Here is a 15663-nt window from a genome sequence, read left to right as displayed (position 1 = left end):
GCGAGCTGACGGTGACCATCGACCAGCCGGAGCCTCTGGTGGCTACGGGCGTTACGACGGACGTCATCTGTAACGATGATGCCGGTACGAGTGACGACGGTACGATCACGCTGACGGTAGTTGGCGGTACGGCCGGTTACACCTACGCCTGGAGCAACGGTGCTACGACGCAGAACCTGAGTGGTCTTGCTGCGGGTACCTACACGGTAGTGGTCACGGACGCCAATGGCTGTACGACCACGGAAAGCTTCACGATCGACCAGCCGGAGCAACTGGTAGTTACTGGCACGACGGTTGACGTCGAGTGTAACGGAGACGCAACCGGATCAATCGATATTACGGTGAGTGGTGGAACTACTGAGTACACTATTGACTGGACTGATATTGCCGGTAACGATAATGCGGAAGACCGAAGCGGACTGGTTGCCGGCACCTACACGGTAGTGGTTACGGACGCTAATGGCTGTACGACCACGGCCAGCTTCACCATTGAGGAAGCCTCCGACCTGCTGGCATCCGTCGAGGACTTTGCTCTGGATTGTTTCGGAGACAATGATGGTAGCCTGACGGCAGTAGCCAGTGGTGGTACTGCTCCCTATACCTACCTCTGGAGTACCGGAGCAACTTCAATCACCATTGATAATCTGGTGGCTGGATCCTACAGTGTCACCATCACGGACGCTAACGGATGTACCGAAGTGGCAACGGGTACCGTAACTCAGCCCGACGCTCCGCTGTCCGTAACGGAAGTGGTCGTTGACGTTGACTGTGCCGGAGCGGCAACGGGAAGTATTGATCTGACCGTAGCTGGTGGTACTCCTGCTTACTCCTTCAACTGGAGTAACGGAGCAACTACTGAGGACTTGACCGGAATTGCTGCCGGTACCTACAGTGTGACCATTACGGACGCGAACGGTTGTGAACTGATGCGCACCTACGAGGTAGAAGATGGTGCTCCGCTGGTAGCCTCCGTTGAGGATGATACCATTTGCCTCGACAGCCCCGAACGGGGAACACTCACCGTAGTGGTGCTGGAAGGCAGTGGAAACTATCAGTACCAGTGGGATGCCGCAACCGGAAACCAAACGACCGCCACGGCAACTGACCTGATGGTCGGTGTCTACACGGTACTGGTTACCGATACCGAAACTGGCTGTACCACGGTGGTGACTGGTGAAGTAATTGGCGACAATAGCGAATGTGCCGGACTCGGTGACTACGTTTGGGAAGATGCCAACGAAAACGGTATTCAGGACGAAGGTGAGAAGCCCATTCAGGGAGTAGTGGTTAACCTCAAGGATGAGAACGGCGTAGTTATCGCCACCACGACCACCGACCAATTCGGCTTCTACTCCTTTGAAGGACTGGCCGCGGGCACTTACAGCGTTCAGTTTGAATTGCCCGACATGTTCGAGTTTACGGCGCTGAACGCAGGTGCCGAGGACGTGGACAGCGATGCGGATCCCGCAATGAACGGTATGACGGAGCCGGTAACCCTCACCAACGGTGAGTTCTACCCCGACCTGGATGCCGGTATCGTGGCGATTCCGATCTGTGAATTGACCGCAGTAATTACGGAGGCTCCCGAGTGTGACGATAACGGAACGCCCACGGATCCAACGGATGACTTCTACACCGTTACTGTTCTGGTGGAAGGCGTAAGCCCGAGCGGACAGTGGCGCGATAATCTCGGTAACTTCGGTGACCTTGGTGTCCCCTTCACTTATCAGCTTCCCGTCAATGATGACGTGAACCCCGAGTCAGTTACGCTGAATTACTCTGGTGCTACTACGGCACAGTGTTCTGCGGAGGTTAGTTTCCTCCCGGTAGGCTCTTGTTCTGACCAGTGTTACATCCTGGCCGCAGGTACGAGTTCGCCCTTCTGTGATGATCTTGGGACTCCCACCGATCCGTCTGATGACGTATTCTTTGTTCCCATCACGGTAACCTCCCTGAACGCAACCAGCACCGGCTGGACGGCTTTCGATGCCAACGATAATGTTGTGGCAACGGGAGTATACGATGGTAATGAAGCCTTTGCCGGACCCTTCACGCTGGAAGACGTAGAGGAAGGAGAGATTGTGATCACCGTTCGGGACAACGCCCGTCCGAGAATCTGTTTCTCCATCGTTCGTGCCGAGGCACCGCAGGAATTCCCCTGTTCTGATGAATGTCAGATCACGATGGAATTCGTTGACTCCTGGTGTTACGACAACGGAACGGACTTTGATCCTTCCGACGATGTCTGGTTCGCCACCGTACGGATCAGCGGCGTTAATGCCGCTGACTGGAGTGCTCCCGAATTCGGCTACGTTGGTGGCTTCCCGTTCGGCGAATACGTCTTCGGACCCTTCACCAACCCCGTAAGCGGTACGCAAACCATCGCCGTTAGTGGGGTAGGAGAAGACTCTGACTGTATGGCTGAGGTACTGGTGACCGCTCCCGGTGAAACCTGTTCCGATAACTGTGCCATTACGGGCGAAGTACTGGCCGTAGAATGTGACGATGCCGGCACCCCATCCGATCCGACGGACGATGTATTCTTCATCACCGTCACCGCAGATCGGGTAGGCTCCAATAACTCCGACGATGGCTGGATTGTGCGCGAGGGAACCTCGCGTACGAGCCCGATCATTGGAGAAGGCCCCATCTTCGGCAATACGTACACCTTCGGACCGCTGCCCATCTTCGACGAAAACGGTAACCGGCGCGAAACGACCAATCTCCGGATTGAGGATGCCGATGCCTACTTCTGTCGGGTAGATACCATGATTACCATCCCCGAGCCCTGCTCAAACGCGGAATGTGAAATCATGCTGACGATTACCGAGACGATTTGTGACGATAATGGTACGCCATTCGACGAATCTGACGATACCTACGACTTTGTATTGCTGGCTACCGGCGCCGCAGGCGACTACAACCTGGTATTCAATGCACCTGCAGGCGTGCCCGATGCCATCGGAACCTTCGGCGTCGCAGAACGCTTTGGTCCCATCCCCGTAGGCGTCAACGTTAGCGGTATGATTACTGCACTGAACAATGACAACTGCGTAGGCGCTCTCTTCGTCCAGGCCGTTACCGGATGCGACCGCTGTAAAGTTGGCGTTGACGTATTCGATATTGTCTGTAACGACCAGGGAACCAGCGACCCCAGCGATGACACCTTCAGTGCCATGGCCACGATCTTCGCCGATAGCGACGAAAATGGTCCGGCGTGGATGGTAGAGGACCCCATCCGGGGCTTGATCATCGGAACCTACGGTGAAACCATCTCTCTGGGTGACTACCCCATCAGCGGTGGAGACATCACGCTGAGGTTCATTGACGTAGCCAGTGGAGGTTCCTGTTTCGAGGAGGTTACCATCGAAGCCCCCGAAACCTGTAGTCCCTGCGACATTGATGCTACCCTGGTTTCCGTAACGGAATGTATCGACAACGATACGCCAACGGATCCGACGGACGACTTCTTTGTAGCGACAATCCTCGTAACCGGTAACAATACCGCTGGAACCTGGCGTATTGACGGTACGGAGATCACGGGTAACTACGGTGAAAACACGGAGGTCACCTTCCCGGCCAACGGTGAACTGCTGGAACTGGTTATCCTCGACGGGGAGAACAATGAGTGTCTCGCTGAACTGGACATTCAGGCACCCGAAGACTGTGGAGAAGAAGTTCCCTGTGAACTCGTCGCCGAAGTTACCGGTGGCCCCGAATGCACGGAGGATGGCAACGGATACATCATCGATGTACTGGTGACCAATTCCGGTTCCGGATCTGATGCCGGCTGGACGGCCGATAATGGCCTCAGCGGAGCGTACGGAGAAACGGTGTCCATCACCGTTGAGGAACTTTGTGGACCGACCACGATCATCTTCCGCGACGCCGACGATGAACTGTGTGCGGACACCGTAACGGTTACGCCGTCCCTCATCGAAGTGGAAGGCCCCGCAGACGTCGATCGCATCGGTGACCGTGACCTCATCTGTGAGGATGGAGACGCCATCTTCAACAACGAAGAGAGCCTCGAACTTACCGGTACCGTAACGATTACGGGCTGTGGAGAAACGACGGTAACCTTCGACGATGTCTACCTCAACGAAGGCATCGACTGTGAAGACGTCGTCATCGAACGGACGTTTACGGTGGCCGTATGTACGGGCGAGGAAATCACCGCTACCCAGCGGATTACCATCCGGAAGCCACTGGTTACGGACATTTCCTTCCCCACGGACACCATTGACTTCGACTGCGAAGATGCTTCCTTCCCGCAGGATGATAACGGTAACCCAGCCACTTCCGTGACGGGGCTGCCGACCATCATGACGGCCTTCGATAACATCACCATCGAGGACGTCTTCTGCGGCACGATCACGGTGAGCTACGAGGATGAGATGGAGGAAACCTGCAGTGGTACCCAGACGATCATCCGCACGTGGACGGCTACCGATATCTGTACCGGTGATACCCGTTCAGCGGAGCAAATCATCCGGACGGGCGACTTCACGCCGCCCGTAGTGAGCTGCCCGATCAGTAACCACTACTGTCCGGTACTTGAGGAAGACATCATGCTCTTCCCCATGGATCCCTTCGACTGTGTGGCGAACCTGGAAGTTCCGCTTCCGGACGTAACCGACGTTTGTTCCGACTCCTGGACCATCCTCACGGAAATCCTGAACGCTCAGGGTGAAGTAGTGGCGACCATCAACGATGGTGACGACCGCAACCTGACCCTTGAAGCAGGAGACTACACCATCCGCTATACCGTAACGGATGACTGTGGTAACACCGCGGTTACGGATTGTATCATCCGGGTGGCCGATACGCAGGAGCCTGCGGCTATCTGTATCAGCCACATCAACGTGAGCGTAGGCGGATACGGCATTGCCCGCGTCTACAGCAGCATGATTGACCTCGGCAGCTACGACAACTGTGGTCTTGACAGCGTACTGATTCGCCGTCAGATTCTGGTTGACCCCGTTACGGGAGACACCCTGGACGTTCCGACCTGGAGCGACTGGGAGCTGTTCACGGAAGTGAACTGTCTGGACGCCGGTAGTGTGGTTACCCTGCAACTGCGCGTTGTTGACTTCGGAGGAAACGAGAACATCTGTACCACGGAGGCCACGGTGGTGGACAACACCTTGCCCTACTGTACGGGACTTGATGATCTCTTCCTGAGCTGTACGGATCTCGATCCTGAGCTTGACCTGGCCGACACCCTGAGCCTGCAGGCCTTCTTCGGTAAGCCGGAAGTAGTCGACAACTGTGCGGCTAGCGCGATTGAGCTGATGCCCATCGTGGACATCGACGAATGCTCCGGTGCCGGTACGGTTATTCGCCGCTTCCTGGCGGTGGACCTGGTGGGCAACGTAAGTGCCCAGGAGTTCATCCAGACGATCAGCATTACGCCAGATATGGGCTTCACCCTGGTGATTCCCAAGGATACGCTGACCGAGTGCATTGAGGTTGCTCAAGGCTTCGAGATCATCGGCGAAAGCTGTGCTGACATCAGCCTGAGCTTCACCGACACCATCGTTGATCCCAACGAATCGGAAGAAGGAGCCTGTCTGGTGGTCGAGCGGACGTACCTCGTGATCAACAACTGTATGTTTGATCCCGCAACGGACGTTCCCGTGGTGATCAGCCGCGACGAAGACTGTGACGGACTGGAGGGCGAAGAAGTCTTCTACGCCATTGTTAACCCTGACGGCACCTTCATTGATGTTGATCAGGACATTGACAATGCGCTGCCAATTGCCGGAACGCGTGGCGACGAATGCGACGGAGAAACGAACCCGACGGGTTACCTCCGTCAGGTAGCCACTACCGGTGCCTGGACCTACACCCAACGGATCGCCATCTTTGACGATACCCGTCCGGAACTGGTCTTCGAAACGCCCGATACCTTCTGTGCTTCCGAAGACGGAAACTGCGAGGCCATGATCGAAATTCCGATCACGGTAGCCGGCGAATGCACGGCCGCGGGATCCAACTGGCTCGTCCTGATTGATCTGGGACGGGACGGTGCTCCGGAAATGCGTTTGCCCAGCGAACTGGCCGTACACGGTGAGTTCCCGAACTACCGCATCGTGGCTGATCTCCCCATCGGAGAGCACACCCTGATGCTCCGCTACGTTGACGGTTGTAACAACGCAACCGCCGCTACCGTACCGGTGACGGTAATCGATTGCAGCATCCCCGATCCGACTTGCTACAGCGGTCTGATCGCGAATCTGGAAACCCTGGCCGAGCCGGTAACGCTCGCTAACGGCGACCTGGTGGAAACCGGCGTCTACGTAGATGCAGGACGTCTGGCCAGCTGTGACATCGAAGACTGCAGTGGTCCGCTCCGCTTCAGCGTAAACCGTCCCGGTGAGACGCCTAACGTGGACAGCACCAGCATTCTACTGACCTGCGACGATCGTTACTCCGTTGACCTGGAAGTATACATGTGGGATAGCGCCTTCAACCCGGATGCCGTACAACCTGACGGCACCGTAGGCGGACCCAACTGGACGGTGTGTACCGTTGAAGTATTCGTCCAGGATCCGGATGAACTCTGTGATGACTGCAACGCGGACGGCACCCTGGCCCTCGGCGGTCAGGTGATCACGGCGGGTGGCGTAGCGCTACCGGGCGTAGAGGTAGACCTGAGTGGAGAGCTTGAAGACTTCAAGGTGACCGACGACAACGGAATCTATGAGTTCGGTGGTGTTCCGGCCGGCAACTACGTAGTCGAACCTACCAAGGTAGACGACGTGGCCAATGGCCTTTCCACCCTCGACGAACTGATTCTGCAGCGTCACCTCGTTGGAGAAGAGCTCATCACGGACCCCTATCGCTTCCTGGCGGCAGATATGAACGGCAGCGGTACCCTGACGGTACTCGATCGCCTGATCATGCGCAACATCGTACTGGGTAATACCGACGTACTGGCGGCAGAAGATTGCTGGCGCTTTGTACCGAAGGCCTACCTGGAGGAGATGGCCAATGAGCTGACGGGTATGAGTCAGATTCCGAGCAGTATCAAGGTGGATAACTTTGAGGCTTGCGACCTGGGCCACGACTTCGTCGGGGTGAAACTGGGAGACCTGAATGCTTCTGTTTTCATCGAAAACTCGCGCGGAGAAATCCTCAACGGTACGCGGGGCCGCAGTTCTGGTGGCACCCACCCGGTGGAAATTCCGGAGGCATCCTACGGTGCCGGTGAACGCTTCAGCGTTCCCGTGAGAGCCAAGGACCTGCAACGGATTGCCGGACTTCAGTTTACCCTCCGGGTTGCCGAAGCTCAGGCTTTCGTTACCGAAGTCGTTCCGGGCATGCTGACCAACGAAAACCTCGGACTGGAGAACCTGGATCGTGGATTAATTTCCGCGAGCTGGATCCTGCCTACCGAGGGACTCGATGGTGATGCCGTACTCTTTACCCTGAAGGGGCGGACGAATACGGTGGCACGAGCCAGCGATCTTTTCGCACTCGTTGATGCTCCTACCTACGCCGAAGCTTACCGGAATGGTGATCTCGAAGCGCTTGACCTGTACCTCAACTTCCCCGCGGCTACGATCAATCCGGTTAACCCGCAGGTAGTGGGAGACCTGTCCGGCGAGGCGTTTGAGGAAATGACGCTCCGGCAGAATTTCCCCAACCCATTCCGGACGGAAACGACCATTGCCTTCACCCTGCCTTCCTCCGGGGAGGCCAGGCTGAGAATTCTGGACATGACGGGCCGTGAGCTGCAAGTCATTGAACGCGAATTCACGGCGGGTGAGCATCAGGTGAAACTGGACGGTAACCGCTTCTCTCCCGGCGTGATGATCTACACGCTGGAGTTCAGGGGAGAACGCCTGGTCCGTAGCATGATCCGAGTCGAATAATTCCGCCACATCCCGCGTAAACCGTGCCCGTCATGGTTTACGCGGGCTTGGGCGCGACCGCAGGTGCAAAGCTTGCCGAAAACGCAGGCTTTACCGGGTAATTATATTCCCGGTATCTGCCGAAAATGATTAAGCAAATCAGGAGGAAGGTAATATCACCTTCCTCCTTTTTTTTGTGGTGATTTTAGACTAACTTCGCCTTAGCGTCATGCGGTAGTTGTTTTAACAGCTATTGCCCCCGCCTGGCGATCGTGGTATTCGAAATAGAGCTTTAATAATCTGAGCGGCAACTTTCTTTCGGCACTTACTGGTGCCCCAAGGATTCCCAAAATCTTCATACCTGTTTTTTTGGCCACAGAATTGGGGGCCTGGTTTTAGTCTTTTCCATTTTTCTGCGACGCAGAGTTTTTTGAACACTTGAACAACACAACATATGTTTACCGTGATTCCCACGGGCACAGTACGGCTGCTTCTCGCATGCCTATTGGCCTCGTTCCTGTTCAGCCCGATCTTCCTCCGGGCCGAGGGAACCCCTAATCTGCGCAGCCCCGACGGGGACCCCGTGATGCTCCTCATTGGCGACCAGAATTTTGGTGACTTTGCCAGTTATGACGGCCCGGAAAACAGCCGACTGAATTTTCGGGTAGCCAGTGTTGGCGAAACCGTCTACCTGGGTTTTTCTCGGCTGTATAAAAACTCCGGTCTGCCGGAATCTTTCGGGCAGTTTGAATACCGGATTCGCCGGGTCAGCGACGGGGCCGTCGTATTCGGACCGATCACGGTAAACAGCAACAATGAAAACCTATCTTCCTACGAACAGGCCGCCTTTGGCCCCTCCGCGGTGAACACCAATGGCTATCCCGTTGACGAGAACTCCACCTTCACGCCCGAAGAGGCGGGGGAGTATTTCGTGGAATTTGAGCAAAACCGCGCCCGCCGTCCCCGCTATATTGGTCTTTGGGACATCACCGTAGTCGCGGATGGCCGCGTACAACCCGGCAGAGTGTACTCCCGAAACTGGGCGTTTCGGGTTCCCGAACTGGAGCCCCAACTGCCCGAATGTGCCTTCGGCGCCGAACTTAGCGCCGTCTTTTATTCCTACACCTCGGATGGCTTCGTGACCATGATCGATTTCCGGGATTCCGGATTTCAACCCCTTTCCTTCAACCTGGCCTTTAACCGGACGGGCCCGGGAACCACCGGTGACCTTGCACTTGATCGCCAGTCTATTCCCGAAGCCAACGCCACCGACAACAGTGCCGAACACCTGATCTTCCTCGAGGAGCCCGACCTCAATCTGTTTCCCGACGGTGCCTGCGGGGAAGTATCCATCAGCGGGCAATTACTCTGTCAGGCCAACGAGACCTTCTGTATTCCCGTGGAGGTAACCCTTCCGGGCCAGGTTGAAATTGTCCTGGATTTTGACGGTAACGGAGTATTTGATGAGGGCCTGGACCGCCTGCTCGTTTATCGCTTTGAGGGAGAAGAGGCAACGGAAGCTTGTGTCCCCTGGGACGGATTGCTCGGAAATGGAAGTCGGCCGGAAGAGGGGCAGACCGTCGACATGCTGGTAGAATACACCCAGGGGGTGCAGCACTGGGCCCTCTACGACGGAGAACTCATGCGCAACGGTTTCTGCGTGACGCCCATCCGGCCGATCTGTGGGAATGGAGCAAATTCTCCGCTTTACTACGACGATTCCAACATTCCCGATGATCCGGGTACCGGAGCGCCGAAGAAGGTGCTGACGGGCTGTGACTGTTCCGGGGAAACTCCCTGCCGGACCTGGACCAACTTTGAAGCAAACGCCACCGACGATTGTGTGGTCGTTAACGAGAACACGACGGGCTACGGTGATCGAAATACCCTGAATACCTGGTGGTTTGCTTCCAGTCGGGGCGCCGCCTCCTTTGACGTACCGGTGGATGTCGCCCAGTTGCGCGGACCCGTGGACCACTGTCCCGGGGAAAGCGTACTGATTGAGCTGACCTACAATTCTCCCAACGAAGTTGCCTCCATCAGCTGGACCGGACCGGACGGCCCCATCGAAGGTGCCGCCGGGCAGGAGTCCCTTGAGGCCACCAACAGTGGCCTTTACCAGATCGTCGTTACCGACGAATTCGGCTGTGAAAGCACCGCCGAGTACGTTCTGATGGACGTCAGCTGCAGTTTGGCAATTAACCTGATTGGCATTCGGTGTGACGACAACGGAACGGATACCGACCCCACCGATGACGTCTTTTATGCCGACGTCCGCGTGGAGGGTGCGAACAGCGCCGGGTGGATCGCCGAGGCGGGCCAAAACGGCAGCTACGGTGACCTCATCGAGCTGGGGCCCTTCCCCATTTCCGAGGGCGACGTGACGTTCGCGGTAACGGACGGGGAATACGGGTGCTGTACGGATGAAATAATAATTCAGGCCCCAATGGCCTGTAGTGATGGTTGCGCCATCACGGTCGCCAACATCACGGGAACCTTCTGTGACGACAACGGTACACCCACCGATCCCAGCGATGACACCTTTACCTTTGAGATCATCATTGAAGGCATCAACCTGGGCGAAACCTGGTCTACGGATCGGGGGCAATCCGGAGCCTACGGTGTGGTAAATACTTTCGGTCCTTTCCTGATCGCCGACGGTCCGCAAAACTTCCAGTTTACGGATTCCTCCGATAGTGAGTGTGTGCTGGGGACCACCGTACAGCCTCCCATGACCTGCTCCGACCAATGTGAGCTGATGCCCAAGGTGGAAAACCTGAGTTGCGATGATGCGGGTACTCCCTACGACCCTTCCGACGATACCTACTCTTTTGACCTGTCGGTAGAAGGAATTAACGCCCCGTCGGTTGGGTACAGCATCAACGGAGCCGGGGCTTACCTCTACGACCAGACCAACTCCTTCGGCCCCTTCGCCATTGTGGACGCGGACTTCTCCTTCTCCATCGAAGACCTGGCCGGAGCGGATTGTAATACGCTGCTGCTCCTGGATCCGGTCCCGACGACCTGCTCCGACGCCTGCGGCCTCGAGATTGCCGACATCCTGCTCACCTGTGTGGAGGCGGAGGGAAGTACCGAACGCCTCTTTATTGAAATCCTCGTCAATTCCCTGAATCCCCAGAGCCGGGGCTGGATTACGGCGGACGGTCAGGAAGGTGGCTTCGGGGAGTACGTCAGGGTGGGAACCATCCCCAACGGCGGAGCCACCCGGAGCGTCAGCATTCGTGACCTGGACGTGGCGGACTGTACCGCTTCGGCTTCCATCACTTCCGAGCCGATTTCCGTGGATTGTCCCGGGGATGCGGACAGTCGTATGTACGAGCTGGACTTGCAAGGGTTCTCCGCCGGTCTATCTACCGACAGTGAAGCGCTGGACGGAACCGAGGATCTGTGCTGGCTGCCCGCCGAGCAACTGACCGCCGGAAGCCGCTATCAGGAACGACTGACGATTCTGGTGCCCGAAGACCTGGGCACGGCACCCCGCTTGCTGAGTTTCTACCTCTACGCAGAGGTGGACGCGGAACTGCGTGGAGCGGTCTTTAGCCAACGCGGTGAGGAAGTTCTGGATTGCTGTAATCTGACCAATGATGGGCCCGTAACGCCGCAACCCACGCACCACTTTGCTACCCCCATTTTACCGGATTCCATTAGTCCCGACCTGATGCGGTTGCAGCAGCGGTTTTCGGTGGTCCTGCGTCCGGGAGAAATCTATACGCTGGTAACCAGTACCCTGCGGGTCGGGGAGGAAGCAAATTTCCGTTGGGAAGTTGTGGGGCTGGAAACCCTTCCATTGATTGTAGGCAGGCCCAATGGTCCTAACCCGGTCGTTACCCGCCGCAGCACCCTCAGTGTGTTTGACCTGTTGAATCACGAGATTCCCACCATTTTCGGTCGGAGCAGTAGCGTCGACGAATTTGGCCGGCCCACCGTAGGTGGAGCCTGCGGACCGATGGACATTGCCTTCAACGATGAAGAGTCTGGCACCTGCGTCAGCGCCCGCATCGAAAGAACTTTCCGCCTGGAAATGGCTGATACCTCGATCCAGGAAGTGTGTACGCAGGTGATCGAGGCACGCGCCCTGAGCTTGAACGAAGTAGCCTGGCCGGAGCATTTCGTGCAGTTCAGCTGTACGGATAGCTACCCCCAGCTGGAGAACGGACATCCTGCCCCCAGTTACACCGGCTATCCCTTCGTTTACCGCAGTGGGGTGGCCGTTGCTCTGGACGGGGATCAGCTGGATAATTTATCCGTTCGTTACGAGGATGCGGCAGAACGGCGCCCGGACGGTGGCCTGACGGTATTCCGTACCTGGATCGTGACGGATGAGTGCCGTAACGACCTCGCCCAGTACACCCAAACCTTCAAACTGGAAAGTAGCGGGCAGCCCTTCTTCTCCTGCCCGATCAGCAATCATTACTGCCCGATCGTCGAGGAAGACATCATGCTCTTTTCGACCAACCACTTTGATTGTTTCGCCGATATCGAAATCCCCGCACCCGAGCTGAATAATGTTTGTGATACCAGCTCCTGGACGTTCCGCACCGAGGTGCGTCAGTTGACGCCTGCGGGAGACACCATTACCTACACCGTTCTGGAAGACGGTGATGATCGCCTTTTGGTGGGGGTTCCTCCCGGGGATTACCTGATCCACTTTACCGGCAGTCACCCCGAAGAAAGCATCGAGGATCGTTACTGTCGTATTCGGGTGGCGGACCGGACCGAGCCCGTGGCGGTGTGTAAAGAAGTGCTCAACCTCTCCCTGCCGGGCAACGGCGTAATCATGGTTCCCTTCCAGGTCGTTGACCAGGGGAGCTACGATAACTGTGAACTCGTCGGCCGTCAGTTACGGCGGCGACTGCCCGAAGGGCATCCGCAGGCCGATAGCCTCGGCTGGAGTGCGTGGGACGGACGCATTTTCTTCGAGTGCGAAGACGTCGGCCTTGGCCAAATCGAAGTCCAGCTGCTGGTCACCGATGCCGCCGGAAATACGAATTACTGTACGAGCTACGTCACCGTACTGGACAATACCGATCCCTACTGTATTGGCCTGGATCCGGTCACGGTCAGTTGTAGCGACCTGCCGGATAACTTTAATCCGGCGGACACCACCCAGTTGAGAATGATCTGGGGCATGCCCGAGGTAGTGGATAACTGCTCGGCCGCGGCCAGAGAATTAGTGCCGGAGATCCTCGGGGACATCTGTTCCCCAGAGCGGATTCGCCGTCGCTTCCAGGCCATCGATCAACACGGAAACTTCAGCACCGGCCTGTTCTTCCAGGACATCACGGTCGTGCCTTCGCTGGAGTATGAAATCCAATTCCCCCGGGACGCGATCACCGATTGCACGGACCTGGTGGATACCCTGCGGGTAATTTCCGGGGGCTGTGATTCGATCACCTACACCTTCGAGGATACCCTGCTTCCGACCGAAGGCGAAGAATGCCGCTACCTGGAGCGGAGCTACGTCGTAACCAACTGGTGTGAATGGGACGGCGAATCGCCGGCCATTGAGCTCGATCGGGACGAAGACTGCAACGGCAGCATGGGCGATACGGATGTCTGGCTGGTCCGCTCCGAAGCCGGCATCTTTGTCGATGCCGACGGCGACGCGACGAATGAAGCCCCCGCGGCAGCAAGCCGGGGCGCGGACTGCGGCGACCCCAACCCGGAGGGCTACTGGCGCAGCGTTGAGGCTCCCGGTGGTCGGTACGTATACCGTCAACGGATCAAGATTTTTGATACCATCGCTCCCGCCGTGGCCATCAGCCTGGCGGACACCGTTTGCGTAGACACCAACTTCTGCCGGATTCCCGTCACGGCGGGAATTATCCTCACGGATGCCTGTCAGGTGGCGGAAGGAAACATCATCGTTGGCATCGATTTCAACAATAACGGAAACGTCGAGACCAACAGCGAGCAGTCCGGTGAACTGGAGGGTGTCTTCCCGGAGTACTCCTTCACCAACGTGATGCCGATTGGGGAACACCGCTTCATCTTCATCGTGACCGATGATTGCGGGAACACCACCTCGGTAGAGAAAATCTTCCGGGTAAACGACTGCTACGTGCCCTTCCTGCAGTGTCGCTCCGACCAGATTTACAATCTTCAGCCCCTGGTGGAAGTTGGGGATATCGACAACGACGGAGTGGTAGAAGAGGCCGCCGTACTGGTGGAGGCCATTGATCTGGCCCGCTGTGATTTCCCTGACTGTAGCGGAGACCTGATTTACTCGGTCAACCGCATTGGCGATACCGTAGACATCAACCAGCAGAGTATTTACCTCGACTGTGAGGATCGCTACGAAGTTTATCTGGAGGTGTACGTTTGGGACGACGCTTACAATCCCTTTGCGGTGCAACCGGACGGTACGCTAGGGGGCCGAAACTGGCGAAAGTGTGAGGTGCTTGTACGTTTGCAGGATCCCAATCTGGCCTGCAATGATTGTCAGGTAGCCACCAGCGTAACGGTCAACGGCCGGGTCAACAGCCTGAGTGGGCAGCCCATGACGAACGTACTGGTCAGTGCCGGAGCGGATCTTCCCACGACCCGCACGGGAGGTTTCGGTAGCTACCAGTTTGGGGGTAATGTTGGCGATAGTTACCTGCTGCAGGCTTCCCTGGAAACGGATCCCCGAATGGGACTAAGCACCCTGGACCTGCTCCTGCTGCGCCGCTACATCCTCGGGTACGGGGGGCTGGACAGTCCGTACCTGCGCCTGGCCGCTGACCTGAACGAAGACGGTAACCTGGACGCCCAGGATATGATCTACCTCCAGGCATTGATTCTGGGACGCCGTGGCCTTTACCCCACCGGACCTTCCTGGCGCTTCGTGGCTGCGGATTGGGACGGCAGCGGCCCGGCACCGGAAAGCATCCAGGTGGAGTTGCTGGAGGCCTGTTCTTACGATCATGATTTTGTCGGTATCCGGATGGGAGACCTGAATGACTCCTGGGGCGATGCCGCAGGTGCCACGAATTTGGTGGGGAATGGCCGTGGACGGCCGATCGCCCTGCTGGCCACTGACCGAAGCTTTGAAGCCGGCGAAACCGTGGTGCTGCAATTCCAACTGCAGGAGGGAACCCGGTTCGCCGGCGGCCAGGCCGCCCTGGAATGGTCCGCCGACCAGCTGAGCTTTGTCGGAGTAGAGAGTGCTGATCTGCGGGAGGAAGAAAACTTCCGTACCGGTTACGGGCACCTCTGGTTAAGCTGGTCCCAACCCCTCCGTGCCGATGCCCTCATGACACTGACCTTTACCGCCCGTACGGCCGGCAAACTCAGTGAAGTGGTGGACATCGCGGAAACGGGAGCGCTGGCTGCGGAAGTCTACGCTACCGATCTCACCGAGCAACCCCTGTTCCTCCAGTGGGAGACCGCCGGCGCGGTCACCGCGCCCGACCGGGAAGGAGTGGAAGAAATCACCTTTGCGGAGGGAGCTCATCTGCTGGGGGTAGTCCCCAATCCCGTCGGTACCCTCACCCGCCTGGGCGTCAGGGTGACTACGGGGCAGCGGGCGCAGCTGTTTGTCCGGGACATTAACGGCCGGGTGCTCCTGGAGCAGCACCTGCGCCTGGTGGCTGGGGAGCAGTGGTTACCGGTAGAAGCGGCCGGTTGGCCTCCGGGCGTATACGTTCTCCAGTTGGAGACCGATCAGGGAATAATGGTGCATAAAATCACCAAACGGTAAATCATAATTCCGAACGGATGCGTGCCCCCATATGTTGAAACGTGTGGGGGCATCTCCATTTATAACCTTAAGACTCTGGTAAACAAGATTTAAGATTTTCGC

At 57.2% G+C, this 15663-nt stretch carries 2 protein-coding genes; both read left to right on the top strand.

What is annotated here, in order from left to right; all coding sequences use genetic code 11:
* Positions 1-11: 11 nt before the first annotated feature.
* A complete protein-coding gene (locus tag E1J53_RS18110) occupies positions 12-7880 on the top strand; it encodes an SdrD B-like domain-containing protein (RefSeq protein ID WP_216650076.1) in 7869 nt (2622 codons plus the stop codon).
* A gap of 433 nt (positions 7881-8313) precedes the next feature.
* Positions 8314-15561 carry a T9SS type A sorting domain-containing protein gene (locus tag E1J53_RS18105; protein ID WP_134273654.1) on the top strand — a complete coding sequence of 2416 codons (7248 nt, stop codon included), beginning with the start codon at positions 8314-8316 and terminating at the stop codon, positions 15559-15561.
* Positions 15562-15663: the final 102 nt, after the last annotated feature.

The organism is Lewinella sp. W8 (genome assembly GCF_004375085.3).
Taxonomy (GTDB): domain Bacteria; phylum Bacteroidota; class Bacteroidia; order Chitinophagales; family Saprospiraceae; genus Neolewinella.
The sequence above is the reverse complement of the archived record's forward strand: the minus strand, read 5'-3'. Positions and strand labels throughout refer to the sequence as shown.

Coding starts and splice junctions, on each gene's coding strand:
- E1J53_RS18105 (WP_134273654.1), top strand. CDS start 8,314: ATGTTTACCGTGATTCCCACGGGCACAGTACGGCTGCTTCTCGCATGC.